Origin of the sequence: Streptomyces sp. NPDC001222 (genome assembly GCF_042896945.1) — a bacterium.
Lineage (GTDB): Bacteria > Actinomycetota > Actinomycetes > Streptomycetales > Streptomycetaceae > Streptomyces > Streptomyces gibsoniae.
Genome location: NZ_JBIAXT010000001.1, coordinates 575,512 through 600,857, shown reverse-complemented (window position 1 = coordinate 600,857; position 25,346 = coordinate 575,512). Strand labels below are relative to the sequence as shown.

At 71.8% G+C, this 25,346-nt stretch carries 25 protein-coding genes; 14 read left to right on the top strand and 11 right to left on the bottom strand.

The window, feature by feature from the left end; translation table 11 throughout:
* Nucleotides 1-20 precede the first annotated feature (20 nt).
* Genes cobM through cobC form a run of 6 tightly spaced genes read left to right on the top strand, consistent with a single transcriptional unit; the run spans nucleotide 21 to nucleotide 6,335 of the window.
* Nucleotides 21-839, top strand: a complete 819-nt coding sequence (cobM, locus tag ACFY2Z_RS02755; protein WP_390742353.1) for a precorrin-4 C(11)-methyltransferase — start codon at nucleotides 21-23, stop codon at nucleotides 837-839.
* A complete protein-coding gene (gene cbiE, locus ACFY2Z_RS02750; protein ID WP_390742352.1) occupies nucleotides 836-2,077 on the top strand; it encodes a precorrin-6y C5,15-methyltransferase (decarboxylating) subunit CbiE in 1,242 nt (413 codons plus the stop codon). Before cobM ends, cbiE begins: the two co-directional genes overlap by 4 nt.
* Nucleotides 2,074-3,756 (top strand): precorrin-3B C(17)-methyltransferase, encoded by a 1,683-nt coding sequence (gene cobJ / locus ACFY2Z_RS02745; RefSeq protein WP_390742351.1) that lies wholly within the window; start codon nucleotides 2,074-2,076, stop codon nucleotides 3,754-3,756. Before cbiE ends, cobJ begins: the two co-directional genes overlap by 4 nt.
* Entirely contained in the window at nucleotides 3,753-4,337 is a 585-nt protein-coding gene (locus ACFY2Z_RS02740) for a precorrin-8X methylmutase (protein WP_390742350.1), read from the top strand. Before cobJ ends, ACFY2Z_RS02740 begins: the two co-directional genes overlap by 4 nt.
* On the top strand, nucleotides 4,334-5,272 hold the full coding sequence (locus ACFY2Z_RS02735) for a sirohydrochlorin chelatase (protein WP_390742349.1): 939 nt from the start codon (nucleotides 4,334-4,336) through the stop codon (nucleotides 5,270-5,272). Before ACFY2Z_RS02740 ends, ACFY2Z_RS02735 begins: the two co-directional genes overlap by 4 nt.
* Nucleotides 5,262-6,335 (top strand): Rv2231c family pyridoxal phosphate-dependent protein CobC, encoded by a 1,074-nt coding sequence (gene cobC, locus ACFY2Z_RS02730; protein ID WP_390742348.1) that lies wholly within the window; start codon nucleotides 5,262-5,264, stop codon nucleotides 6,333-6,335. The genes ACFY2Z_RS02735 and cobC overlap by 11 nt, the downstream gene beginning before the upstream one ends.
* A gap of 34 nt (nucleotides 6,336-6,369) precedes the next feature.
* Here cobC and ACFY2Z_RS02725 read toward each other — a convergent pair whose 3' ends face one another.
* The 5 genes from ACFY2Z_RS02725 to ACFY2Z_RS02705 form a co-directional block, all read right to left on the bottom strand.
* Nucleotides 6,370-7,332 (bottom strand): SCO1860 family LAETG-anchored protein, encoded by a 963-nt coding sequence (locus ACFY2Z_RS02725; RefSeq protein ID WP_390742347.1) that lies wholly within the window; start codon nucleotides 7,330-7,332, stop codon nucleotides 6,370-6,372.
* Between the two features lie 241 nt (nucleotides 7,333-7,573).
* Entirely contained in the window at nucleotides 7,574-8,665 is a 1,092-nt protein-coding gene (locus ACFY2Z_RS02720) for an amidohydrolase family protein (RefSeq protein ID WP_390742346.1), read from the bottom strand.
* Nucleotides 8,666-8,687: 22 nt separating this feature from the next.
* On the bottom strand, nucleotides 8,688-9,482 hold the full coding sequence (locus tag ACFY2Z_RS02715) for an amino acid ABC transporter ATP-binding protein (protein ID WP_390742345.1): 795 nt from the start codon (nucleotides 9,480-9,482) through the stop codon (nucleotides 8,688-8,690).
* Nucleotides 9,479-10,324: an amino acid ABC transporter permease gene (locus tag ACFY2Z_RS02710; protein ID WP_390742344.1), complete on the bottom strand. Its 846-nt coding sequence runs from the start codon at nucleotides 10,322-10,324 to the stop codon at nucleotides 9,479-9,481. The genes ACFY2Z_RS02715 and ACFY2Z_RS02710 overlap by 4 nt, the downstream gene beginning before the upstream one ends.
* Nucleotides 10,321-11,169: a transporter substrate-binding domain-containing protein gene (locus ACFY2Z_RS02705; RefSeq protein WP_390742343.1), complete on the bottom strand. Its 849-nt coding sequence runs from the start codon at nucleotides 11,167-11,169 to the stop codon at nucleotides 10,321-10,323. The genes ACFY2Z_RS02710 and ACFY2Z_RS02705 overlap by 4 nt, the downstream gene beginning before the upstream one ends.
* A gap of 230 nt (nucleotides 11,170-11,399) precedes the next feature.
* Here ACFY2Z_RS02705 and ACFY2Z_RS02700 point away from each other — a divergent pair, with 230 nt between their 5' ends.
* From ACFY2Z_RS02700 to thpD, 5 genes are all read left to right on the top strand, one after another.
* Entirely contained in the window at nucleotides 11,400-12,506 is a 1,107-nt protein-coding gene (locus tag ACFY2Z_RS02700) for a pyridoxal-phosphate-dependent aminotransferase family protein (protein ID WP_390742431.1), read from the top strand.
* Between the two features lie 445 nt (nucleotides 12,507-12,951).
* Nucleotides 12,952-13,494: a diaminobutyrate acetyltransferase gene (gene ectA, locus ACFY2Z_RS02695; protein ID WP_390742342.1), complete on the top strand. Its 543-nt coding sequence runs from the start codon at nucleotides 12,952-12,954 to the stop codon at nucleotides 13,492-13,494.
* A gap of 97 nt (nucleotides 13,495-13,591) precedes the next feature.
* Complete coding sequence (gene ectB / locus ACFY2Z_RS02690; protein WP_390742341.1) at nucleotides 13,592-14,863, top strand: diaminobutyrate--2-oxoglutarate transaminase; 1,272 nt, start codon at nucleotides 13,592-13,594, stop codon at nucleotides 14,861-14,863.
* Between the two features lie 20 nt (nucleotides 14,864-14,883).
* The gene (locus ACFY2Z_RS02685; protein WP_390742340.1) at nucleotides 14,884-15,282 is read left to right on the top strand and encodes an ectoine synthase; all 399 of its coding nucleotides are present in this window, start codon (nucleotides 14,884-14,886) and stop codon (nucleotides 15,280-15,282) included.
* 1 nt (nucleotide 15,283) lies between these two features.
* On the top strand, nucleotides 15,284-16,174 hold the full coding sequence (gene thpD, locus ACFY2Z_RS02680; RefSeq protein WP_390742339.1) for an ectoine hydroxylase: 891 nt from the start codon (nucleotides 15,284-15,286) through the stop codon (nucleotides 16,172-16,174).
* A 71-nt stretch (nucleotides 16,175-16,245) separates the two neighbouring features.
* On the opposite strand, the gene ACFY2Z_RS02675 is transcribed toward thpD, so the two are convergent.
* The 5 genes from ACFY2Z_RS02675 to ACFY2Z_RS02655 form a co-directional block, all read right to left on the bottom strand.
* Nucleotides 16,246-17,295 (bottom strand): aminotransferase class V-fold PLP-dependent enzyme, encoded by a 1,050-nt coding sequence (locus ACFY2Z_RS02675; protein WP_390742338.1) that lies wholly within the window; start codon nucleotides 17,293-17,295, stop codon nucleotides 16,246-16,248.
* Nucleotides 17,296-17,394: 99 nt separating this feature from the next.
* On the bottom strand, nucleotides 17,395-18,111 hold the full coding sequence (locus ACFY2Z_RS02670) for a DsbA family oxidoreductase (protein ID WP_390742337.1): 717 nt from the start codon (nucleotides 18,109-18,111) through the stop codon (nucleotides 17,395-17,397).
* Nucleotides 18,112-18,188: 77 nt separating this feature from the next.
* On the bottom strand, nucleotides 18,189-18,692 hold the full coding sequence (locus ACFY2Z_RS02665; protein WP_390742336.1) for a GNAT family N-acetyltransferase: 504 nt from the start codon (nucleotides 18,690-18,692) through the stop codon (nucleotides 18,189-18,191).
* Between the two features lie 85 nt (nucleotides 18,693-18,777).
* A complete protein-coding gene (locus ACFY2Z_RS02660) occupies nucleotides 18,778-19,386 on the bottom strand; it encodes a DUF1349 domain-containing protein (RefSeq protein ID WP_390742335.1) in 609 nt (202 codons plus the stop codon).
* A 96-nt stretch (nucleotides 19,387-19,482) separates the two neighbouring features.
* Entirely contained in the window at nucleotides 19,483-21,012 is a 1,530-nt protein-coding gene (locus ACFY2Z_RS02655; RefSeq protein ID WP_390742334.1) for an aldehyde dehydrogenase (NADP(+)), read from the bottom strand.
* Between the two features lie 141 nt (nucleotides 21,013-21,153).
* Here ACFY2Z_RS02655 and ACFY2Z_RS02650 point away from each other — a divergent pair, with 141 nt between their 5' ends.
* The 3 genes from ACFY2Z_RS02650 (at nucleotide 21,154) to ACFY2Z_RS02640 (ending at nucleotide 23,977) form a co-directional block, all read left to right on the top strand.
* Nucleotides 21,154-21,927 (top strand): IclR family transcriptional regulator, encoded by a 774-nt coding sequence (locus tag ACFY2Z_RS02650; RefSeq protein WP_311700487.1) that lies wholly within the window; start codon nucleotides 21,154-21,156, stop codon nucleotides 21,925-21,927.
* Nucleotide 21,928: 1 nt separating this feature from the next.
* Complete coding sequence (locus ACFY2Z_RS02645; RefSeq protein WP_390742333.1) at nucleotides 21,929-22,402, top strand: GNAT family N-acetyltransferase; 474 nt, start codon at nucleotides 21,929-21,931, stop codon at nucleotides 22,400-22,402.
* Between the two features lie 117 nt (nucleotides 22,403-22,519).
* Nucleotides 22,520-23,977, top strand: a complete 1,458-nt coding sequence (locus tag ACFY2Z_RS02640; protein ID WP_390742332.1) for a peptidoglycan D,D-transpeptidase FtsI family protein — start codon at nucleotides 22,520-22,522, stop codon at nucleotides 23,975-23,977.
* A gap of 42 nt (nucleotides 23,978-24,019) precedes the next feature.
* Here the strand turns inward: ACFY2Z_RS02640 and ACFY2Z_RS02635 are convergent, their stop codons facing one another.
* Nucleotides 24,020-25,330, bottom strand: a complete 1,311-nt coding sequence (locus ACFY2Z_RS02635; RefSeq protein ID WP_390742331.1) for an NCS2 family permease — start codon at nucleotides 25,328-25,330, stop codon at nucleotides 24,020-24,022.
* Nucleotides 25,331-25,346: the final 16 nt, after the last annotated feature.

Below are 25,346 nucleotides of genomic sequence, written 5' to 3'. Positions count from 1 at the left end.
TAGGAGAGGACCGATTCCCCATGGCCGATGCCCCCACCGGCAAGGTGACCTTCGTCGGCGCCGGCCCCGGCGCCGCCGATCTGCTGACGTTCCGTGCCGCGCGTGCCATCGCCGAGGCCGACGTCGTGATCTGGGCGGCCAGCCTGGTGCAGGCGGAGGTCCTCGAGCACGCGCGCGAGGGCGCCGAGATCCTGGACTCGGCGACCATGTCCCTGGAGGACGTCGTCGCCGTGTACGAGCGGGCCCGTGCGCAGGGCCTGCGGGTGGCCCGGATCCACTCCGGCGACCCGGCCCTGTGGGGCGGTACGCAGGAGCAGCTGGACCGGTGTGCCGGGATCGGCATCGAGACCGAGGTCGTACCGGGTGTCTCCGCCTTCTCCGCCGTCGCCGCGCTCGCGCAGCGGGAGCTGACGATCCCCGAGGTCGCCCAGTCCGTCGTGCTGACCCGGCTCGGCGGTGGCAAGACGCCGATGCCGCCCGGCGAGGAGGTGCGCGAGTTCGCCCGGCACGGCACCACGATGGCGATCTTCCTGTCGGCGGCCCGCAGCGGTCAGTTGGTGCGGGAGCTGCTGGAGGGCGGCTATCCGACGAGCACCCCGGTCGTGGTCGCGTACCAGGCGACCTGGCCGGAGGAGCTGGTGGTCCGGTGCACCCTCGGCACGCTGGAGGAGACCGTCAAGGAACACAAGCTGTGGAAGCACACGCTGTTCCTGGTCGGCCCGGCGCTGGACGCGCACGGCACCCGTTCGCATCTGTACCACCCCGGTCACTTCCACGGCTTCCGCAAGGCCGATCCCGAGGCCCGCAAGGCGCTGCGCTCCCAGGGCGCGAGCACATGATCACGGTCGTCGGTACGGGCACGGGGGCGCCCCTCCCCGCCGAGGCGGTCGCCGGGGCGGACCTGGTGGTGGGCGCCCGGCGGCATCTGGCGGCGGCCCGGCTGCCCGAGGAGGCGGAGCGGATCGTCCTCGGGCCGCTGGCGCCCGCCCTCGACGCGATCGAGCGGTACCTCGACAAGGGGCGGCGGGTGGCCGTGCTCGCCTCCGGGGACCCCGCCTTCTTCGGCATCGTCCGTGCGCTGGCCGAACGGTTCGGGCCCGAGCGGCTGGACGTGCGGCCCGGGGTCTCCTCCGTGGCCACCGCCTTCGCGCGGCTCGGGCTGCCGTGGGACGACGCGGTGGTGGTGAGCGCACATGGCCGTGCGCTGCGGACCGCGGTGCAGGTGTGCCGGGCGCGGCCGAAGGTCGCCGTGCTGACCGGTCCGGGGGCCGGCCCCGCCGAGCTGGGGGCGGCGCTCGCCGGCGCCCCCGGCGAGCGGGTCCTCGTCGTGGCGAGGGGGCTCGGCGATCCGGAGCACGAGCGCGTGGAGCGGGTGACGCCCGCCGAGGCAGCGGGGCGTGACTGGGGTACGGCGGTCAGCGTGGTGCTGTGCCTGGATCCGGCGGCGGCGCTCGGGCCGGTCCGTACGGTCGCGGGGCCGCAGCCCGGGCCGAGCGCCTGGGCCCTTGAGGAGAGCGCGTTCGCCCACCGCGACTCGATGATCACCAAGTTCGAGGTCCGTGCGCTGGCGCTGGCCCGGCTGGGGCCGCGGCTCGGCGATCTGGTCTGGGACATCGGCTCGGGCTCGGGCTCGGTGGCCGTGGAGTGCGCACGGCTCGGTGCGGCCGTCACCGCGGTCGAGAAGACGGCGGACGGGGTCGCCCGGATCCGCGCCAACGCCACGGCGCACGGCGTCGAGGTCCAGGTGGTGCACGGCATGGCGCCCGATGCGCTGGCCGGTCTGGACGAGCCCGACGCCGTGTTCATCGGGGGCGGCGGACGCGAGCTGCCCGCCATCGTGACCGCGTGCGCGCGGCGGGCCCGGCGGGCGGTGGTGGTCGCCATGGCCGCGCTGGACCGCGTGCCCGCGGCGCGCGAGGCGCTCGTCGCCGCCGGGTTCGGCTGCGACGGCGTGCTGTTGCAGTCGTCGCGGCTCGCGCCGCTGCCGGGGGACGTGACCCGGCTCGCGGCGACCAACCCTGTTTTTCTGCTGTGGGGCACGCGGCCTCCGGCGCGTAGCGAAGGAGTTGCTCAGTGATCGGCCTCATTTCCGCCACCGCGGCGGGGGCGGCTGCGCGGGACCGGCTGGCGGCGGCCTGGCCCGGCCGGGCGCGGGTGTACGACGGCCCGGTCGGGGACGCCGTACGGGCCGCGTTCGCGGAGTGCGAGCAGCTCGTGTGCTTCCTGGCGACCGGCGCGGTCGTCCGGCTGCTCGCCCCGCTGCTGGCTGACAAGGTGTCCGACCCGGGTGTGGTGTGCGTCGACGAGGGCGGGCGGTTCGCGGTGTCCCTGGTCGGCGGGCACGCGGGCGGGGCCAATGAACTCGCCCGGGCGGTGGGCGAGGTGCTCGGGGCCACGCCCGTGGTGACGACCGCGACGGACGCGGTGGGACTGCCGGGCCTCGACACGCTCGGGCTCCCGGTCGAGGGCGATGTCGCCGGGGTCTCGCGGGCGCTGCTCGACGGGGAGCCGGTGGCCCTGGCGGCGGAGGTGGACTGGCCGCTGCCGCCGCTGCCCCTCGCCACGGAGGGCGCGTACACGATCCGGGTCACGGACCGGGCCGTCGTACCCGCCGAGCGTGAGGTGGTGCTGCGGCCGCCGACCCTGGTCGCCGGCGTCGGCGCCTCCCGGGGCGCTCCCGTCGCGGAGGTCCTGGAGCTCGTCGAGGACGCGCTGCGGGACGCCGGGCTCAGCGCCGCGTCGCTCACCGCGCTCGCCACCGTCGACGCCAAGGCCGGCGAGCCCGGCATCGTGGCGGCGGCCGAGCGGCTCGGGGTTCCCGTGGTGACGTATCCCGCCGAGGAGTTGGCGAGGGTCGAGGTGCCCAACCCCTCCGACGCGCCGCTCGCCGCGGTCGGCACGCCGTCGGTCGCGGAGGCCGCAGCGCTGGCGGGGGGCGGTGAACTCCTGGTCCCCAAGCGCAAGTCGGCCGGGACCCCGGCGACGGCGACCTGTGCCGTGGTCCGCCGGCCGGGGCGCGGGCGGCTCGCCGTCGTCGGCCTCGGCCCCGGTGCCCGGGACCTGCTGACGCCGCGCGCGAAGGCGGAACTACGGCGCGCTTCGGTGCTGGTCGGGCTCGACCAGTACGTCGACCAGATCCGCGATCTGCTGCGGCCCGGCACCCGGGTCCTTCAGTCGGGGCTCGGCGCCGAGGAGGAGCGGGCGCGCACGGCGGTCGCCGAGGCCCGCAAGGGCCAGGCGGTGGCGCTGATCGGCAGCGGGGACGCCGGGGTGTACGCGATGGCGTCGCCCGCGCTGGCCGAGGCGTCCGACGACATCGACGTGATCGGGGTGCCCGGGGTCACGGCGGCGCTCGCGGCCGGGGCGATCCTCGGCGCGCCGCTCGGCCACGACCATGTGTCGATCAGCCTCTCCGACCTGCACACCCCCTGGGAGGTCATCGAGCGGCGGGTGCGCGCCGCGGCCGAGGCGGATCTCGTGGTGACGTTCTACAACCCGCGCAGCCGGGGCCGCGACTGGCAGCTGCCCAAGGCGCTCGCGATCCTCGCCGGGCACCGGGAGGCGGCGACGCCGGTCGGTGTCGTACGCAACGCGTCCCGGCCGGACGAGTCGAGCCGGGTGACGACCCTGGCCGGTCTCGACCCGGCGACGGTCGACATGATGACGGTCGTGACCGTGGGCAACACGGCGACCCGTGAGATCGCGGGGCGCATGGTCACGCCGCGCGGCTACCGCTGGCAGGAGGAGCCCCGGTGAACCGTGTGGTCCACCCCATCGAGCAGGAGTCGTTCCGGCGGCTGCGCGCCCGCCTGGACACCTCGCACTTCCCTCCGCTGACGCGGGCGGTGGTGGAGCGGGTCATCCACTCGGCCGCCGACCTGGAGTACGCGAGCGATCTCGTGCTGGACGAGGCCGAGCTGGTCCGGGCGCACGCCGCGCTGCACGACGGGGCGCCGGTGGTCGTGGACGTGGAGATGGTGGCCGCCGGGATCACCCGGCGCGAGACCGTCTGCCGGCTGAAGGACGCCAGGTCCGGCCCCGGGATGACGCGTTCGGCGCATGCGGTCCGGCTGGCGTACGAGGACGTGGGCCCCGGAGCGATCTGGGTGATCGGCTGTGCACCGACCGCCCTGGAGGAACTGCTGACCCTGGACGCCTCCCCCGCGCTCGTCATCGGTCTGCCCGTCGGCTTCGTCGGCGCGGCCGAGTCCAAGGCCGCGCTGCGCGAGAGCGGGCTGCCCGCCGTGAGCAACGTGTCCGAGAAGGGCGGCTCGGCGGTCGCCGCCGCCGCGCTCAACGCCTTGCTGTACCACCCCACTTCGAAGGAGAGCCTGTGACCATCCCGCCGCCCGCCCTGCTCATCGCCGGCCATGGCACCCGGGACGAGGCCGGAGCCGAGGCGTTCCGCGACTTCGTACGGGAGCTGGGGCGCCGCCACCCCGAACTGCCCGTCGCGGGCGGCTTCATCGAGCTGTCGCCGCCGCCGCTGGGCGAGGCCGTGGCGGAGCTGGTGGAGCGGGGGGTGCGCCGGTTCGCCGCCGTGCCGCTGATGCTGGTGTCCGCCGGGCACGCCAAGGGCGACATCCCGGCGGCACTGGCCCGCGAGAAGGAGCGTCACCCGGGGATCTCGTACACCTACGGCCGTCCGCTCGGCCCGCACCCGGCGCTGCTGTCGGTGCTGGAGCGGCGGCTCGACGAGGCGCTGGGCGGCTCGGCCCGCTCTCCCGAGGACCGGGCCGAGGTGACCGTGCTGCTGGTCGGCCGCGGCTCCACCGACCCCGACGCCAACGCCGAGGTGCACAAGGCGGCGCGGCTGCTGTGGGAGGGGCGCGGGTACGCGGGCGTGGAGACGGCGTTCGTGTCGCTGGCGGCGCCGGATGTGCCGAGCGGCCTCGACCGGTGCGCGAGGCTGGGCGCCGAGCGGATCGTCGTGCTGCCGTACTTCCTGTTCACCGGCATCCTGCCGGACCGGGTGCGGCAGCAGACCGAGGGCTGGGCGGCGGCGCACCCGGACGTCGAGGTGCGCTCGGCGGATGTCATCGGGCCGGAGCCGGAGCTGCTCGATCTGGTGATGGAGCGGTACCGGGAGGCGGTGCGGGGCGATCTGCGGATGAACTGCGACTCGTGTGTGTACCGGATCGCGCTGCCGGGCTTCGAGGACAAGGTGGGGCTGCCGCAGCAGCCGCACTTCCATCCCGACGACGACGGCCACGACCATGGTCATGGGCATCACCACCACCACGGGGGGCACCCCCACTCCCATGCACACTGAACACGACGGCGGCCCACATGATCTGCGGCACCACGGGGACGCCGAGGTCCGGGACGACGGCGCGGCGCTGACCGACCTCGCGGTGAACGTGCGCGCGGACACGCCCCCGGCGTGGCTGCGCGAGGTGATCGCCGGGTCGCTGGACGGGCTCGCGGCGTACCCCGACGGGCGGGCCGCCCGCGTGGCGGTGGCGGCGCGGCACGGTCTGCCCGTCGAGGGGGTGCTGCTGACGGCGGGCACGGCCGAGGCGTTCGTGCTGCTCGCGCGGGCCCTGAAGGTGCGTCAACCGGTCGTGGTGCACCCGCAGTTCACCGAGCCGGAGGCGGCGCTGCGGGACGCCGGGTACGCGGTGGGCCGGGTTCTGCTGCGGCAGCACGACGACTTCCGTCTGGATCCGTCGCTGGTGCCCGAGGACGCGGACCTGGTGCTGATCGGCAATCCGACGAACCCGACGTCGGTACTGCACCCGGCCGCCTCGATCGTCGAACTTGCCCGCCCCGGGCGCACGTTGGTGGTCGACGAGGCGTTCATGGACGCGGTGCCCGGGGAGCGGGAGGCGCTGGCGGGCCGCACGGACGTGCCCGGTCTGGTGGTCCTGCGCAGTCTGACCAAGACCTGGGGGCTGGCCGGCCTGCGCATCGGCTATGTCCTGGCCGACCCGGGGACGATCGCCGAGCTGGAACGGGCACAGCCGCTGTGGCCGGTGTCCACGCCCGCGCTCGCGGCGGCCGAGGCGTGTGTGTCGCCCCGGGCACTGGCGGAGGCGGCGCACGCCGCGCACCGGGTGGCGGCGGACCGGGCCCATCTGGTGGCGGGGTTGCGGGAGTTCGGGCCCGACGGACTGCAGGTGGTCGAGCCCGCCGAGGGCCCGTTCGTGCTGATCCGTCTGGCGCGGGCGGCGGCCGTGCGCCGCCATCTGCGGGACCTGGGCTTCGCGGTGCGGCGCGGGGACACGTTCCCGGGCCTGAACGAGGAGTGGCTACGGCTGGCGGTGCGGGACCGGACGACGGTGAACCGCTTCGTGCAGGCCCTGGACCGTGCGGTGACGCTGGCGGGGCGATGAGTCCGGCGCCGGACGGACCGGCGCCGGACTGAGGTCAGCCGCGTCGGCGGCGTGCCAGGCCCACCGCTCCCCCGCCCGCCACGAGCAGGACGACCGCGCCGCCCAGGACGTACGGGGTCACCGTGCTCGCTCCGGTCTCCGCGAGCCCGGACTTCCTCACGGGCGCCCCCTGCGGCTTCAGGTCCTCGGCGGGGTGGGTGCCGGAGTCGGTGGGGGCCGCCGGTGCGCCGCCGTCCGCGGTCGGGGTCGCGGAGGCGCCGCCGTCCGTGGCAGGGGCCCCGGGTGCCTCACAGGTGACACCGCCCAGCGTCATGGTCCCCTGCACCTCCGCCACGTTCAGCTTCAGCGGGTTCACGGTCACCGTCAGCCGCAGCGCCGCGGCCGCCGCCGTCCGTGACGTCGTGCTGGTCGGCGACACCTCCAGCCGGACCTCTCCGACACCGGGGACCTTCACGTCGGAGGGGCCGCCCGCCGTCACCCTCACCTTGCGGCCGAGCACCGTCACCGCGCCCAGCAGGTTCGCCGTGGCGACCGGCTTCTTCCCGGCCTCGCACACGGCCTTCGAGGTGACGCCGTCGACCTCGATCAGGGACAGCAGGGGCAGTCCGGGCACATGGACCCGGGCGTGCGCGAGACGGGTGGAGCCCTCCGCCCTGGTCGCGGTCACCGTGGCGTTCGCCGTGGCGACGTCGGCGGTGAGCACATTGAACGGCTGGCCGCCGTCGACGCCGTCGAGCCGGGCCGACAGGGCGGTGCGATCCGCGCTGTCCGGCGCCTCCACGGCGTTGAGGGACGCGGTGAGCGGGACGTTCACCGTCTTGTTGACCAGGGACACCTCCAGTCCGGTGCGCAGGACGGCCGCGCTCGCCCGCCCATGGTTCTCGGTGGCGGCGGCGGAACCGGCGCCGACGAGCACGGTGGGACCGGCGGCCAGGGCGGTGGCCAGTGCGACGGTGGCCAGTCGGCGGGCGGGCAGGCGGGAAGTGGTGCCGTTCACGGGTGGGACCCCCAGGTACGTCAGGCTTGGGACCCGGAAAGAATCGCGGCACCGCGAGCACACCGTCAGCGATACGGGACGACTTCACCCCATCGTGGATGTTTCGCGCGTTTTTTCGAAAACGACGGCACGTCTGTTCACCCGCGTCTCCCGGGCATCCCCCACACCGGGGGCGCGAGGGGGCGCGCGTGGTCGTGGGCGCCCCGGCCGGCCCAGACCCGATCAGCTCCCCGTGGGCCCCCTAACCGGCGATCCGCCCGTTCAGCACCACGCGCCGCGGCGCCGCCAGCACCCGGACGTCCGCGCGGGGGTCCGCCTCGTACACCACGAGGTCCGCCGCCGCCCCCTCCTCCAGGCCGGGCCGACCCAGCCACCGCCGCGCGCCCCACGCGGTCGCGGACAGGGCGGCCACCGGCGGGATGCCCGCCGTCACCAGCTCGGCCACCTCGCCGGCCACCAGACCGTGCGCCAGCGAACCGCCCGCGTCGGTGCCGACGTACACGGGGATCCCGGCGTCGTAGGCGGCGCGCACGGTGTCGTAGCGCCGCTCGTGGAGCTGACGCATATGAGCCGACCAGCGCGGGAACTTGCTCTCCCCGCCCCGGGCGAGCTGTGGGAAGGTCGCGATGTTCACCAGGGTCGGGACGATCGCGACGCCCCGCTCCGCGAACAGCGGGATCGTCTCCTCCGTGAGGCCCGTCGCGTGCTCGATGCAGTCGATGCCCGCCTCGACCAGATCGCGCAGCGAGTCCTCCGCGAAACAGTGCGCGGTGACCCGCGCTCCCAGCCGGTGCGCCTCCTCGATCGCCGCCCGGACCGCCTCGCGCGGCCAGCAGGCGGTCAGGTCCCCGGCGTCCCGGTCGATCCAGTCGCCGACGAGCTTGACCCAGCCGTCGCCGCGCCGGGCCTCCTGGGCGACATGGGCGACCAGGTCCTCGGGCTCGATCTCCCAGGCGTAGTTGCGGATGTAGCGGCGGGTGCGCGCGATGTGCCGGCCGGCCCGGATGATCTTCGGCAGGTCGTCGCGGTCGTCGATCCAGCGGGTGTCCGACGGGGACCCCGCGTCCCGGATCAGCAGGGTGCCGGCGTCCCGGTCGGTGAGCGCCTGCTTCTCGGCGACGTCCTCGGAGACCGGTCCATGGGTGTCGAGGCCGACATGGCAGTGCGCGTCGACGAGACCGGGCAGCGCCCAGCCCTCGACGGTACGGACGTCCCGGGCCCCGGACGGCCGGTGGTAGGAGACCCGGCCGTCGATCACCCACAGCTCGTCCCGGACCTCCTCCGGCCCGACGAGCACCCGCCCCTTCACGTGCAGTACCGCGTGATCGCTCATGTACCGCACCCTAGTCCGCCCGCTACGCCTTCCCACCGGCCCGGTCGGAGGTCCCCTCCTCCACCTCGGCCATCGCGGGGTCGAGCAGCCGGGCCAGGAAGTGGCGGGTGCGCTCGTGCCGGGGGGCGCCGATGACCTGGTCGGGGGTGCCGTCCTCGACGACCACACCACCGTCCATGAAGACGACCCGATCGGCGACCTCCCGGGCGAAGGACATCTCGTGGGTGACGACCATCATCGTCATGCCCTCGTGGGCGAGCATCCGCATCACGGCGAGCACGTCGCCCACCAGCTCGGGGTCGAGCGCGGAGGTCGGCTCGTCGAAGAGCATCACCTCGGGGCCCATGGCGAGCGCGCGGGCTATCGCCACGCGCTGCTGCTGGCCGCCGGAGAGGGAGGAGGGGTAGGCGTCCGCCTTCTCGGCGAGGCCCACGCGCCGCAGGTTCTCGGCGGCGATCCGCGCGGCCTGCGCCTTGTCCCGCTTGAGGACGCGGCGCTGCGGCAGCGCGAGGTTCTCGGTCACCGTGAGGTGCGGGAACAGGTTGAACTGCTGGAACACCATGCCGATGCGGCGGCGTGCGGCGTCGATGTCCACGTCGGGATCCGTCAGCTCGGTACCGCCGACGAAGACCTGCCCCCGGGTGGGCTCCTCCAGGAGGTTCACGCAGCGCAGCAGGGTGGACTTGCCGGAGCCGGACGGGCCGATGACACAGACCACCTCGCCCTGGCCGATCTCCAGGTCGATGCCGCGCAGCACCTCGTTGTCGCCGAAGGACTTGTGCAGGTCCTGGATCCGGATCTCTGGGGTACGGCTCACTTGACGGCCTCCTGGGCCTTGGCCTCCATACGGCGTACGACGAAGCCGAGCGGGATCGTGACCAGCAGATAGCACAGGCCGGCCACCAGGATCGGGGTGGAGTTGGCGGTCTGGCTGGCCAGGTCGCGGCCGAACTTGGACAGTTCGCGCTCCTCCAGGGTGACGCCGAGGAACAGCACCAGCGAGGAGTCCTTGAAGAGCAGGACCAGCTCGTTGGTCAGCGGCGGGAGGATGATCCGGAACGCCTGGGGAATGATGATCGAGACCATGGCCCGGGCGGGCGAGAAGCCCAGCGAACGGGCCGCCTCCAGCTGCCCCTTGGGCACCGCCTGGATGCCCGCGCGGATGGTCTCCGCCATATAGGCCGCCGACACCAGGCCGAGCGCGAGGGCCACCTTGCCGTAGGTGCCGCCGACGATCTCCGTCCCGGGGAAGGCCAGCGGCACGGCGACGCCGACGAAGATGAAGATCAGCAGGGCGGGCAGACCGCGGAAGATCTCGATGTAGATGCCGGCGACCCACCGGTAGGGACCCACGGACGACAGCCGCATCAACGCGATGACCATGCCGAGCACCAGGCCGACGACGAAGCCGGACAGGGTGTAGAGCACGGTGTTCTTCAACGCCAGCGTGATGACGTCGGGGAACATCTGCTTCGCGATGTCCGCCTGCGCGAACTGGTTCTGCAGCCGCCCCCAGTCCGCCGAGACCGCCAGAGCGATCACGGCGGCGACGAAGACGGTGTACTGCAGGCCGCGCGAGAGCCTGCGCTTCTGGCGTCGGGTCAGGCCCGTCCTGCGCGGCGCGAGGGTCGGGACGGCCGTGTCCGTGGAGTCGCTCATGAGGCCGACGGCGAGGCGACGGACGGGGTGTACGGGCCGATCCACTGCTCGTACAGCTTCTTGTACGTGCCGTCGGCCTTGGCTCCGGCGATCGCCTTGTTCACGGCGGCGAGCAGCTTCTTGTTGCCCTTCTTCACCGTGAAGCCGTACTGCTCACCGGTGTTGAGGTTGTCGACCACCTTGAAGGCGTCCGCGTTGGCCTTGTCCTTGAGCCAGCCCTGGACGACCGGGTAGTCGATGATGACGGCCTGTACCTGGCCGGTGCGCAGACCGTTGATGACGGCGTCGGAGGACTCGAAGGAGATGGGGTCGAAGCCCTGCTTCCTGGCGTAGTCCTCACCCGTGGTCTGGGCCTGGGCGCCGAGCTTCCTGCCCTTGGCCTTCAGGTCGGCCAGCGAGCTGACGCCGCTCTTCTTGTCGACCAGGACCGCCTGGGTGGCGTCGAAGTACGGGTCGGAGAAGTCGACGTTCTTCTTGCGCTCGGGGGTGATGGTCATGCCGGCCGCGGCCACGTCGCACTCGCCGGAGTTGAGGAACGCGCCGGTCTTGAAGTTCTCGAAGGGCGTGTCGAGGATCTGCTGCTTCACCCCGAGGTCCTTGGCGACCAGGTCGATCAGCGAGACGTCGAAGCCCTGCACCTTGCCGTTGATCTCGGACTGGAAGGGCGGGTACGGCAGGTGCGTGCAGGTCGTGATCTGACCCGCCTTGACGAGGTCGACCCCGCCGGCGGCCGACTTGCCTGCGCCGCCGCTGCCGCTGGAGGTGCAGCCGGCCACGAGCACGGCGCCGGCCGTCGCGGTGATGGCGGCCAGGAAGCGGGCCCGGCGCCCGAGGAGCGTCTTCACGGGGGACCTCTCTGTGGGGGTGTGGGGTGGTGTGCGGGTTCCGATTATAAGGAGATGTTTGGGTCTCTCAAATTATTCCGATGGCTCCAAGGTCGTCCGACCTAAGAACCAACCAGCCGAAAGGGTGAAAGACCCGCCGGTACGCTCGACCCGTCCACTCCCGCGATCTACCCCGCGATCCCCCTGGTGATCCACCCCGCGATCCACCCGTGACCGAAGAGAGCACCGCCGTGACGCACCCCTTCCTGGACCTCCCTCCGCTGAGCGCCGACCGCTTCGCCTCGATCGAGGACGGTGTGGCACGGCTCATGTCCACCGAGCAGAACGTCGTGATCATGCAGGGCGAGGCGCTGCTGCCGCTGGAGGGCGCGATCCGCGGATGCGCCGGGCCCGGCACGACGGCACTGAACGTGATCACCGGCCCCTACGGGCAGACCTTCGGCGACTGGCTGCGGGACTGCGGGGCGACCGTGCACGACCTGGCCGTGCCGTTCCACACGGCGGTCACGGCGGCGCAGATCCGCGGGGCCCTCGCCGAGCACCCGGAGATCGACTTCGTGTCGCTGGTGCACGCGGAGGCGGCCACCGGCAACACCAACCCGGTCGAGGAGATCGGCGCGGTGGTGCGGGAGCACGGCGCGCTGTTCTATCTGGACGCCGTCGCGTCCATCGGCGCGGAGCCGGTGCTGCCGGACGCCTGGGGCGTGGACCTGTGCGTCATCGGGGCCCAGAAGGCCATGGGCGGGCCCGCCGGAGTCTCGGCGGTGTCGGTGAGCGAGCGGGCGTGGGCCCGGATGGCGGCGAACCCGGAGGCGCCGCGCCGCTCGTATCTGTCGCTCCTGGACTGGAAGGAGCGCTGGATCGACGGCGGCCGCTCCGCGCTGCTGCATGCGCCCGCCCAGCTGGAGATGCTGGCCCTGGAGGCGTGCGTCGAGCGGATCGAGACGGAGGGCCTGGACATCGTGACGGGCCGGCACCGGTCCGCCGCCGCGGCCACCCGGGCCGGCGCGCTGGCGCTGGGCGGGGGTCTGGAGCCGTTCGTGCACCGGGACGCGGAGGCGGCACCGGTCGCCACGACGCTGCGGGCTCCGTCCGGGGTGGTCGCGTCGGAGCTGGTCGCCGCGGCGCTCAGGTCGGAGCCCGCGCTGCCGCTGGCCGCGGGTGGAGGCGTGCTGGCGAAGGAGATGATCCGGGTCAACCACTACGGGGCCGACGCGACGCCCGAGGTCGTCGGGGCGAGCCTGGCCGCGCTGGGGGCCGCGCTGCGCGAGTCCGGGGCCACGGTGGACCTGGCGGCGGCCCGGCAGGCGGCGGCCGAGGCCTGGCCGCAGGACTGACGACGGACGGCACCGCCTCCCGCCCCACCTCCGCTCCCGCCCTCTCCCCGAGCCAGAGGGCGGGAACGGAGGCGTGTTTTCCCGAGTATGTCGCCTCCCCCGGACAACGCGAACCTAATAGGCATTGCGCCCGGAATCTTTACGCGCAATTATCGAATTCGCGCGAGGATAGAACCCAGCATTCTTCTGCCCGCTCTTCCCGAACCTAAACGCAAAGATTCTGCGAACGCGGAGCGGCACAATTCGAGCAGATCCCGTGATGATTACACGGATGTGACCGACTCCACACCGCACCCTTTTTGTCACGATATCTTCCACACATACCCGGCAAAACCGCCATCGATCTCGCACGCCCGCACGCGCCCGCGTGATAACACATGTGCTGCCCGTCCGTAACCGAATTCGGCGATGCAATTTTCCATTTCGCTGGGTAAGTTCCAACGGCATGACCGCCGCACAAGCAGACCTGCAAGCGGAATTTCTGGAAAAGCCGGAGGAGCCCCGGATCGACCGTCCGGAGGTGGCGGACGGGGCCGCGCTCTGGCGCATCGCCAGGGATTCCGGACAACTCGACCTGAACTCCTCCTACAGCTATCTGCTGTGGTGCCGTGACTTCGCCGGCACCTCGGCCGTGGCACGCAGCGGCCCCGACGGCCGCCCCGTCGGTTTCGTCACCGCCTACCTCCGGCCCGACCGCCCGCACACCCTTCTGGTGTGGCAGGTGGCGGTGGACGCCGACCAGCGCGGGCGCGGGCTCGCGGCACGGCTGCTGGACGGGCTGACGGAACGGGTCGCGGCCGAGCACGGGGTCACCGCGATCGAGACGACGATCACCCCGGGCAACACCGCCTCCGAGCGCCTGTTCAGCTCGTACGCCCGGCGCCACGGCGCGGCCGTCGAGACGGAGGTCCTCTTCGAACGGGGCCAGTTCCCCGACGCACCCCACGACCCCGAGGTGCTCTACCGCATCGGTCCCCTGTCCGTCTGACCCCCACGATCCCGGACCGCCCACCGGCACCCCGGGCCCCGCACTCCGCACTCCCCGGACACACTCCCTCCCCCCACGCACGAGGAGCGATTTCGCCGTGACCATCACCCAGCCGGACCTCAGTGTCTTCGAGACTCTCGAGTCGGAGGTGCGCAGCTACTGCCGCGGCTGGCCCACCGTCTTCGACCGCGCGCAGGGCAGCCGTATGTACGACGAGGACGGCCACGAGTACCTGGACTTCTTCGCCGGTGCGGGCTCCCTCAACTACGGCCACAACAACCCCGTGCTCAAACGGGCGTTGATCGACTACCTGGAGCGGGACGGCCTCACCCACGGTCTGGACATGTCCACCGTCGCCAAACGGTCGTTCCTCCAGACGTTCCAGGACCTCGTGCTGCGCCCCCGCGATCTGCCGTACAAGGTCATGTTCCCGGGGCCCACGGGCACCAACGCGGTCGAGTCCGCCCTCAAACTGGCCCGGAAGGTGAAGGGGCGCGAGGCCATCGTGTCCTTCACCAACGCCTTCCACGGGATGTCCCTGGGCTCCCTGGCCGTCACCGGCAACGCCTTCAAGCGCGCCGGGGCCGGGATTCCCCTGGTGCATGGGACCCCCATGCCCTTCGACCACTACCTGGACGGCAAGGTCCCGGACTTCCTGTGGTTCGAGCGGCTGCTTGAGGACCAGGGCTCGGGGCTCAACCGCCCGGCGGCCGTGATCGTCGAGACCGTGCAGGGCGAGGGCGGCATCAACGTGGCCCGGCCCGAGTGGCTGCGGGCGCTCGCCGATCTGTGCGCACGCCGTGACATGCTGCTGATCGTCGACGACATCCAGATGGGCTGCGGCCGTACCGGCGCCTTCTTCTCCTTCGAGGAGGCCGGGATCGTGCCGGACATCGTCACCGTGTCCAAGTCCATCAGCGGCTACGGGCTGCCCATGTCGCTGTGCCTGTTCAAGCCCGAGCTGGACATCTGGGAGCCGGGCGAGCACAACGGCACGTTCCGCGGGAACAACCCCGCGTTCGTCACGGCCACCGCCGCCCTGGAGATGTACTGGGCCGACGGATCCGCCATGGAGAAGCAGACCCGGGCGCGCGGCGAGCAGATCGAGCAGTGGCTGATCTCGATCACCGAGGAGAACCTCGCCGACGTCAAGGAGTACCGCGGGCGCGGGCTGGTGTGGGGCCTGGAGTTCCACGACAAGCAGCGCGCCGGGCGGGTCGCGAACCGCGCCTTCGAGCTCGGGCTGCTCGTGGAGACCTCGGGCCCCGAGAGCGAGGTCGCCAAGCTGCTGCCCGCCCTCACCATCAGCCCGGAGGAACTGGACGAGGGCATGAGCGTCCTCGCCCGCGCCGTCCGGGAAACCGTCTAGCAAGAAGGAAGAACACCACCGTGATCGTCCGCTCGTTCAAGGACATCGAAGGCACCGACCGGCATGTGAAGGCGGCGTCCGGGACCTGGGAGAGCAAACGCATCGTCCTCGCCAAGGAGCGGGTCGGCTTCTCCGTCCACGAGACGGTCCTGTACGCGGGCACGGAGACGTCGATGTGGTACGCCAACCACATCGAGGCCGTCGTCTGCGTAGAGGGCGAGGCCGAACTCACCGACCACGAGACCGGGAAGACGTACTCGATCACTCCCGGCACCATGTACCTCCTGGACGGACACGAGCGGCACACGCTGCGCGTCAAGGAGGACTTCCGCTGCATCTGCGTGTTCAACCCGCCCGTCACCGGACGGGAGGACCACGACGAGAACGGCGTCTACCCGCTGCTGACCGAGGAGGTGTGAAGTGACCGTGACCACCACCGATCTGTACCCCAGCCGCGGCACCACCGAGGTGTCCGTCCCCCGTCAGGACCCGGTCGTCTGGGGCTCCCCCGACACGCCCGGCCCGGCCTCGACCACCGACCTCCAGGCGTACGAGCGTGACGGCTTCCTCGCCGTCGACCAGCTGATCACCCCGGACGAGGTCGAGGTCTACCACCGTGAGCTGGAGCGGCTAGTCTCCGACCCGGCGATCCGCGCCGACGAGCGGTCGATCGTGGAGCCGAAGTCGAAGGAGATCCGGTCCGTCTTCGAGGTCCACCGGATCAGCGAGGTGTTCGCGCGGCTGGTCCGCGACGAGCGCGTGGTCGGGCGGGCGCGGCAGATCCTCGGCTCGGACGTGTACGTCCACCAGTCGCGGATCAACGTCAAGCCGGGCTTCGGCGCCAGCGGCTTCTACTGGCACTCCGACTTCGAGACCTGGCACGCCGAGGACGGTCTGCCGAACATGCGGACAGTGTCCGTCTCGATCGCCCTGACCGAGAACCACGACACCAACGGTGGGCTCATGATCATGCCGGGCTCGCACCGGACGTTCCTGGGGTGTGCCGGGGCCACGCCGAAGGACAACTACAAGAAGTCGCTGCAGATGCAGGACGCGGGCACGCCCTCCGACGAGGCGCTCACCGAGATGGCGGGCCGGTACGGCATCAAGCTGTTCACGGGCAAGGCCGGTTCGGCGACCTGGTTCGACTGCAACTGCATGCACGGCTCGGGGGACAACATCACCCCGTTCCCGCGCAGCAACGTCTTCATCGTGTTCAACAGCGTGGAGAACGCGGCGGTGGAGCCCTTCGCGGCACCGGTGCGACGTCCCGAGTTCATCGGCGCGCGGGACTTCACTCCGGTGCGCTGAGCCGATGTCGGCGCCGCTCTGACCGCCGGGCCGGGCCTCCTCGTGTGGGACGGGAGGCCCGGGCCCGGTTCTCATCCGGCCAGCGCTCCCAGCAGCCGTTCGACGTCCTCCGGCGTGTTGTACAGGTGGAAGGCGGCGCGAAGACTGCCCGCGCGGTCGGAGACCTCGATACCCTTCCCGCTCAACTCGCCCTGCCTCCGGCCGAGTCCCGGCACAGAGACGATCGGGGAGGCCGGCGCGGGGAGCGGCTCATGGCCGAGCGAGCCGAGGCCGGTGCGGAAACGCTCGGCGAGCGCGAGGTCATGGGCGCGTACGGCGTCCACCCCGAGTTCCTCCAGGAGTTCGAGGGAGCGGCGGGCGCCGGCGTAGGAGAAGAGCGCGGGGCTCTCGTCGAACCGCCGGGCGGAATGGGCGAGTTCGTCGATCGGGCCGTAACAGCTGTCCCAGGGCCGCTCCCCCGCGACCCAGCCGGCGAACAGCGGGCTGAGGCCCCCGAGGTCCTCCGGGACGATCAGGAAGGCCACGCCCCGGGGGCACAGCAGCCATTTGAAGGCGACGGCTGCGACATAGTCGTTCGCGCCCGCGTCGAGGTCCAGCCAGCCGGCGGCCTGTGACGCGTCGATGTAGGTACGTGCCCCGTGCTCCCGGGCCGCGGCGCGGATCGCGGGCAGGTCCGCGATCCGGCCGTCCGCCGACTGGGCGGCGCTCACGGCGACCAGCGCCGTGCCGGGCCGCACGGCCTCGGCGATCTGCTCCAGGGGCACACTGCGCACCTTCAGATCGCGGCGGACGTGGAAGGGGTTCACCACGGAGCTGAAGTCGCCCTCGGCGGTGAGCACCTCGGCCCCCTCGGGCAGCGAGGCGGCGATCAGGCCGGTGTAGACGGCGACCGAGGCCCCGGCCGCCACCCGGCCGGCGGGGACCCCGGCCAGCCGGGCGAAGGAGGCGCGGGTGGCCTCGACGTCGGCGAACATGTCGGTCGGCTGCCCGGCGGCCGACGACTCCACGGCGGTGTGCATGGCGGCCACCGTGCGGGCGGGCAGCAGCCCGGTGCTCGCGGTGTTCAGATAGGTGTTCTTCGGGGCGAACTCGGTCCGGACGAGGGTCTCGAAGGTCTCCATGAGACCACTCTGCGGCCCGGAGAAGTCACAGTCCATCGCGGGTTCCTACGCAGTTCCCCGAAGGAACGCTTATGCGACCGCCGTGACCTGGGTCTTCGCTCAGCTCTGCGGAACCGCGCACCCGTCCGGGCCGCAGGCCTCCGCTCCGCCGTCCTCGATCAGCCGCAGCGGGGAGCGCTCGCCCCAGGCCTGGGTGAGCGCCTGGGCGAAGAGCTCGGCGGGCTGGGCACCGGAGACGCCGTACTTGCGGTCCAGGACGAAGAACGGCACACCGTTCGCACCCAGCTCGGCGGCCTCGCGCTCGTCGGCGCGCACGGCGTCCGCGTAGGCGGTGGGGTCGGCGAGCACCCGGCGGACGTCCTCGGTGTCGAGTCCGGCCTCCACGGCCAGCTCCACCAGCCGCTCGTCGCCCTCGGAGAAGACGGAGCGCTCCTCGGCGAAGTTCGCCCGGTACAGGATCTGGATCAGCTCGTCCTGCCGGCCCTGCTCCTTGGCGAGGTGCAGCAGCCGGTGCATGTCGAAGGTGTTGCCGTGGTCACGGCCGGTGGTGCGGTACTCCAGGCCCTCGGCGGCGGCCTGCGCGCCCAGGTTGTCCTCCCCGGCCTGCGCCTGTGCCTGGCTCATGCCGTACTTCTTGGACAGCATCGTGAGAACCGGCTGGACGTCGTCCTTGGCGCGGTGCGGATCCAGTTCGAAGGAGCGGTGCACCACCTCGACCTCGTCGCGGTGGGGGAAGGCCTGGAGCGCCTTCTCGAAGCGGGCCTTTCCGACATAACACCACGGGCAAGCGATGTCGGACCAGATCTCCACGCGCATGTCTTCGGCTTCTCTCCAGGTCGTACGGCCGCGGAGACCTCCCCCGCGAACGTAAGTGAACGTTCAAGCGACCGGTTTCATTCCCCTGGCACGGCGTAGCGGAGGAACAGGTGGTGAGCACCCTCGGCGGGCGGGTTCTCCGGGTCGGGGAGCCAGCCGTGACGGGCGTAGAAGGCCTGGGCGCGCCGGTTGTCCACATGCACGTCGAGGACGGCCGTGCGCCTGCCGTCCGCCTGCCACGCCTCGACGCAGGCCGCGTGCAGCTCACTGCCGACACCCCGGCGCCAGTGGTCGGGGTCGACATGGAACTGGAAGAGCTTGACGGTCCGCCCGGGGGAGCCCTCCGGGACACGGAAGGAGGCGACGCCGACGATACGGCCCTGTTCCACGAAGCACAGCACCTGGCCGTCCGGCCGCCGGACGGCGCTCAGCCAGGCTGCGGGCCAGTCGATGCCGTCCTGCGGCAGTCCGTCCGGGTAGTACGTCGCCCGGGCCCGTGCGTGCAGTGCGGCGACGGCCTGCGTGTCGGCGGACAGCGCGGTACGGATCACCCGGCGTCCGGTCACACGGTCTTCGATCATGCAACGGAGGACGTGCCGCGGCCGGGGAAGGTTCCCGGCCGGCTCACCGCGGACCGGCAGGCTCACCCCCGAGGGGGGTGGCGCGTCAGGAACCGTCCCGCAGGCTCTCCGGCCAGGAGTTCCGGTATTCCAGGTGGTCGAAGGTGACCACGCACCCCTCCCCCACCGGCGACTGCGTCATGAAGCCCACCAGGGCCGCACCCGTCTCCTTCTCCTCCGCCAGGGTGAACAGCCTGACGAACGTCCACCGCTGCCCGTCCCGGGAGGCGTGGAAGGCGAACGCCCGGCCCGTGCGGCTGACCCGGAGCCACACCGAACTGCTCTCCACGGTGAAGGAGTTCGCGTCGTCGGAGTGGTCACGCGTCACCACCGTGCAGACCGTGGGCACGTCCGGCGAGTACTCCAGGCACAGCTTGGCCCACGCCCGCTCCCCCACGTGCACATAGAGCACGCCCGCGTCGAAGGACGCGTTGAAGCCGACCGTGACCCGGGCGATCAGCTGGAAGTCGCCCTCGGGCGCGCCGAGCAGCCGGGGCGCGTCCGAGGCCGGGTCCAGTCCCTCACCGGTGGGCGGAACGAAACGATCCTGCCGGGCCCCCGCCCAGCCGGTGAGGACCCCGTCCTCGTAGGACCAGTTGCCACCGGGTCCGTAGGTGCGCAGCAGGAAGGGGAGTTCGGGAAGTTCGAGGTCCATGGGGAGAGTCTCCCAGGTCCTGACGGGGAGCTCGTCCTTTCGGAAAGGCGGGGCGCCGCGCGGAGGACCGCGCACGCCCCGCCCGTCCGAAACCGGTCAGCGCTCCAGCCGCCCGTCGAACCGTCGCGGCAGCCCCAGCGGGTTGTCGTCCCGCAGCTCCGGCGGAAGCAGCGCCTCGGGGGCGCCCTGGTACGCGACCGGCCGCATCCAGCGCTCGATCGCCGTGCCGCCGACCGAGGTGGAGGTGGAGGTCGTGGCCGGGTAGGGGCCGCCGTGGTGCTGGGCTGGCGCCACCGCCACCCCGGTCGGCCAGCCGTTCACCAGGACACGGCCCGCGAGCGGGGTCAGCTCCGCGAGGATCTCCGCGCCGCGGCCCGCACCGGCGGCCTCCTGCGTGGACAGATGCACGGTCGCCGTGAGGTTGCCGGGCAGACGGGACAGCACGGTGTGCGCCTCGGAGTCGTCCTCGTACCGGGCCACCACGGTGACCGGCCCGAAGCACTCCTCCAGCAGCAGGTCGTAGGCGCCCTCGGCGGTCAGCTTCGCGGCCGGGACGGTCAGGAATCCCGGGCTCACCGTGTGCTCGCCGCCCGCGCCCGGCGTCACCGGGGTCTCCACGTCCGGCAGTCCGGCGCGCTCGGCGATGCCGCTGAGGAAGTTCTCCCGCATACGGTGGTCCAGCAGGACTCCGGCCCCGGCGCCGCCGACGGCCTCCGTCAGGGACTTCACCAGCCGGTCGCCCGCCGCGCCGGTGGGGGCGAGGACCAGACCGGGCTTCACACAGAACTGGCCGACGCCCAGGGTCATCGAGCCCGCGAGCCCCGTCCCGATCGCCTCGGCACGCTCGGCGGCCGCCGCCTCCGTGACCAGGACCGGGTTGAGCGAGCCCAGCTCGCCGTGGAACGGGATCGGCACGGGGCGCGCGGCCGCCGCGTCGAAGAGCGCCCGGCCACCGCGCACGGACCCGGTGAACCCGGCGGCCGCCACCAGCGGATGCCGGACGAGCTCGACGCCCGCCTCGAAGCCGTGGACGAGCCCGACGACGCCCTCCGGGATGCCGTGCTCGGCGGCGGCCTCGCGCAGGACCGCCGCGACCTGCCCGGACAGGGCCGGGTGGTCCGGGTGGGCCTTGACGACCACCGGGCAGCCGGCGGCCAGCGCGCTCGCGGTGTCCCCACCGGCGACCGAGAAGGCGAAGGGGAAGTTGGAGGCGGAGTAGACGGCGACGACGCCGAGGGGGACCTTGTAGCGCCGCAGGTCAGGGATCGGCGGGGTCGCGGTGTCGTCGGGGTGGTTGATGATCACGTCGAGGAAGGCGCCCTCGTCGACGATGTCCGCGAAGGCCCGCAACTGGTAGCAGGTGCGGGCAAGTTCGCCGGTGAGGCGGGCCGGGCCGAGCGCGCTCTCGGCGTCGGCGGTCTCGACGAGCCGGTCCCCCGCGGCCTGCAACTGGTCGGCCGCGGTACGCAGAAAGGCGGCTCGGACCGTGCGGTCGGCGAGGGCTCCCCGCGCGGCGTGGGCCGCGCGGACGGCGGCGTCCACCGCCTCGGCCGTGGCCTCGATCGCAACCTGTTCCCGCTGCTTCCCGGTTCGGGGGTCGACGCTCCAGACTGGTGCTGCTGCCACGGCGGGTCCTCCAGTTGTCATGCCGCAGTTCGTCCGTCAGCCATCAGCGGCGTTCGATATACTGAACGCTGTCTCTGATGATGAATATGCTGCTCGGAGACTATATCTCCGGCTTCCCGTCGAACGAAGGGGTCAAGGGCGATGTCGGCAGGCGAGACAGGCGGCGGAGCACAGGTCAAGTCCGCGGTGCGGACGGTCGAGTTGCTCGAGTATTTCGCCGGACGCCCCGGAATGCACTCCCTGGCCGCGGTCCAGGAGGCGGTGGGCTATCCGAAGTCCAGCCTGTACATGCTGCTGCGCACACTCGTGGAGCTGGGCTGGGTGGAGACGGACGCGACCGGCACGCGCTACGGCATCGGGGTGCGGGCGCTGCTGGTGGGCACGTCGTACATCGACGGCGACGAGGTGGTGGCGGCGGCCCGCCCCACCCTGGACCGGCTGTCGGACGACACGACGGAGACGATCCACCTGGCGCGGCTGGACGGCACGAACGTGGTGTACCTCGCGACCCGCCAGTCGCAGCACTATCTGCGGCCGTTCACCCGGGTCGGCCGCCGGCTGCCCGCCCACTCGACCTCCCTGGGCAAGGCGCTGCTGAGCACCTACCCGGACGAGCAGGTGCGCAAGATGCTCCCCGAGACGCTCCCCGCACTGACCGAGCACACCATCACGGACCGTGAGAAGCTCATCGAGGAGCTGCACCAGGTCCGTGAGCAGGGCTACGCGGTCGACCGCGAGGAGAACACGCTCGGGCTGCGCTGCTTCGGGGTCGCCATCCCCTATCGCACCCCGGCCCGCGACGCGATCAGCTGCTCGGTTCCGGTGGCCCGGCTGACCCCGGCGCACGAACAGATGATCAAGGATGCGCTCTTCGACGCCCGGGACCGGCTGACGCTGGCGACGCGGAGGCTGTGACATGGAGGTCGTGCTGCGCGAGGTCCACGACAGCGATCTGCCGGTCTTCTATCGGCAGCTGAACGACCCCGTGGCGCTCCGGATGGCCGCGTTCACCCCCGAGGACCCGGCCGACCGGTCCGGCTTCGACGCCCACTGGGCACGGCTGCGGGACTCAGGTGACGTCGATGTGCGCACGGTCCTGGCGGACGGTGACGTGGTGGGCACGGCGGCGGTGTACGGCGAACCGGGCGAGCGCGAGGTGACGTACTGGATCGACCGCGCCCTGTGGGGCCGGGGCATCGCGACGGCCGCCCTGCGGATGCTGCTGGAGGAGATCCCGGAGCGTCCGCTGTACGCCCGTGCCGCCGCCGACAACGTGGCCTCCGCCCGGGTCCTCGGCAAGTGCGGCTTCGAGGAGACTGCCCGGGCCACGGGGTACGCCCACGCCCGCGGGGAGGAGATCGAGGAGATCGTCCTCGTTCTGAAGGCGTGAGGGCGTGAGGACCGGCCCCTTGTTCTGAAGGTGGGGGCCGGTCCCTTGATGAAGTCCCGATGAGAAAGCGGGGCGGAAGGGAACGTTCCACCCGATCCCGTTCGTCTTCCGGGCGGGATGAACAAGACGATCAGACGCGCATCCGTCTTCACGCTGCTCCTTGTGGTCTCTCTGCTGGTCAGGGCCACCTGGTTGCAGTTCTACGACGGCAAGGCGCTTGCAGACGACAAGGACAACCGGCGGAACGCGATCCAGACCTACGCGGGGCCGCTCGGAAACATCATCGTGGGCGGCCGGTCGGTCACGGGCTCGGCACGGACAGACGGCAGTGACCTCGCGTACCGACGCACGTACACGGACGGCAAGCTGTACGCGGCGGTGACGGGCTACGCCTCGCAGAGTTACGCGCCGACCCAGCTGGAGGGCATCTACCAGGACGTGCTCAACGGCACGGACACCCGCCTCAAGACCGTCCTGGACACGGTCACCGCCAAACGGGCCGACCCGGGCAACGTGGTGACGACCCTCGACCCGGACGTGCAGAAAGCGGCCTACCGGGCGCTGGGCGACAAGAAGGGTGCGGCCGTCGCGATCGACCCCGCCACCGGCCGGATCCTCGCGGTCGTGTCGACCCCGTCCTACGACCCGTCCTCGCTCACCGACGCCAACGCCGCCGGAGCGGCCTGGAAGCAGCTGAACAGCGACCCGGACAAACCCCTCACCAACCGTGCGCTGCGCCAGCCGCTGCCGCCGGGCTCGACGTTCAAGCTGGTCGTCGCGGCGGCCGCGCTGGAGGACGGACTGTACTCCTCGGTGGACCAGAAGACGGACAGCCCGAACCCCTACCGGCTGCCGGGTTCGACCCACCCCCTGGCCAACGAGAACCCCGCCGCCCCCTGTGCCGACGCCCCGATCCGGGTGGCCCTGCGCTACTCGTGCAACAACGTCTTCGGCAAGATGGCCGTCGACCTCGGCCAGGACAAGGTCCGCGCGATGGCCGACAAGTTCGGCTTCGACGACGACCAGCAGGACGTGCCGGTGCGGGCGTACCCGAGCGTGTATCCCAAGGGCATGGACCAGGCGCAGACGGCCCTGTCGGGCATCGGGCAGTTCGATGTCACGGCCACCCCGTTGCAGATGGCCATGGTGTCGGCGGCGATAGCCAACGACGGAAAGCTGGTCTCGCCGCACATGGTCGCGCAGATCACCGACAGCGGTGGCGATGTCCTCAAGAACTACGACGACGCCCCGGGGAACCGGCGGATCATCAGCTCCTCGACCGCAGCGCAGCTGCGGTCCGCGATGCAGACGGTCGTCGAGCAGGGCACCGGCACGAACGCCCGGATCACGGGCGCGACGGTGGGCGGCAAGACGGGTACGGCCCAGCACGGCGAGAACAACAGCAAGACGCCGTACGCCTGGTTCACGTCGTACGCCAAGTCCGACACGAACGGCAAGGAGGTCGCCGTCGCGGTGCTGGTCGAGCAGTCGGACGCGGCCCGCTCGGAGGTCAGCGGCAACGGGCTCGCGGCACCGGTCGCCCAGGCCATGATGCGGGCGGCGCTGAAGAAGTAGGACTCCGGTGGGACGGCCCCGCCCCGGGGCCGTCCGCCCGTCTCACCTGACGCCCAGCAGCTGCTCCACCGGATCGATCGCGAAGTACACGAGGAACAGCGCCGACACTCCCCACAGCAGCCAGTTGACCTCCTTGGCCTTGCCGAGGACCGTCTTGACGACGACGTACGACAGGAACCCCGCACCGATGCCGTCGGTGATCGAGTACGTGAACGGCATGGCGGCGATGGTCAGGAAGGCCGGGACGGCGATCTCGTACCGGTCCCAGTCGATGTGCTTGACGTGCGTCATCATCAGAAAGCCCACGGCGATCAGGGCGGGTGCTGCCGCCTGGAGCGGCACGATCGTCAGCAGCGGGGCGAGGAAGAGCGCGAGGCCGAAGAGGCCGCCGGTGATCAGATTGGCGAAGCCGGTGCGGGCGCCCTCGCCGACACCGGCCGCGGACTCGATGTAGGCGGTGTTGGACGAGCCGGAGGCGACACCGCCGGCCACCGCAGCCGCGCCGTCGATGAACAGGACTCGGCCGATGCCCGGGACCGTGCCGTTCTCGTCGAGCAGCCCCGCCTCCGCGCTGATGCCGACGATGGTGCCCATCGCGTCGAAGAAGTCCGACAGGATCAGCGTGAAGACCAGCAGTACGACGGTGAGTGCCCCGGCCTTCCCGAAGGCGCCGAACAGGCTGAAGTGACCGAGGAGTCCGAAGTCGGGAGTGGCCACGATCGTGTCGGGCACCTTCGGGGTGGTCAGGCCCCAGCTCTTGATGTCCGCCGCGGAGTCGATGACGATGGCGACGACCGTCATGGTCACGATGCTGATCAGGATCGCGCCCTTGACCTTGCGCGCGAGCAGGGCGATGGTCAGCAGCACACCGAGGCAGAACACCAGCACGGGCCAGCCGGTCAGCCGTCCGACGGCACCCAGCTGTACCGGCACCGTGGTGTCGGCGGCGTCCGGGACGCGGCTGACGAACCCGGCGTCCACGAAGCCGATGAAGGCGATGAAGAGGCCGATGCCGACGCCGATGGCCTGTTTGAGCTGCTGGGGGATCGCGTTCATGATCGCCTCCCGGAGGCCGGTGACGACCAGCACACAGATCAGCACACCCTCGATGACCACCAGGCCCATGGCGTCGGGCCAGCTCATCAGCGGGGCGATCTGGAAGGCGACGACGGCGTTGAGACCGAGCCCCGCGGCGATGGCGAGTGGCAGATTGCCGCCGACGCCCATGACGACGGTCATCACACAGGCCACCAGGGCGGTGGCGGTGACCAGTTGGCCCGCGTCCAGATGGTGCCCGAACTTGTCCTTGCCGCTCCCGAGGATGATCGGGTTCAGCACAAGTATGTAGGCCATGGTGAAGAACGTGGCG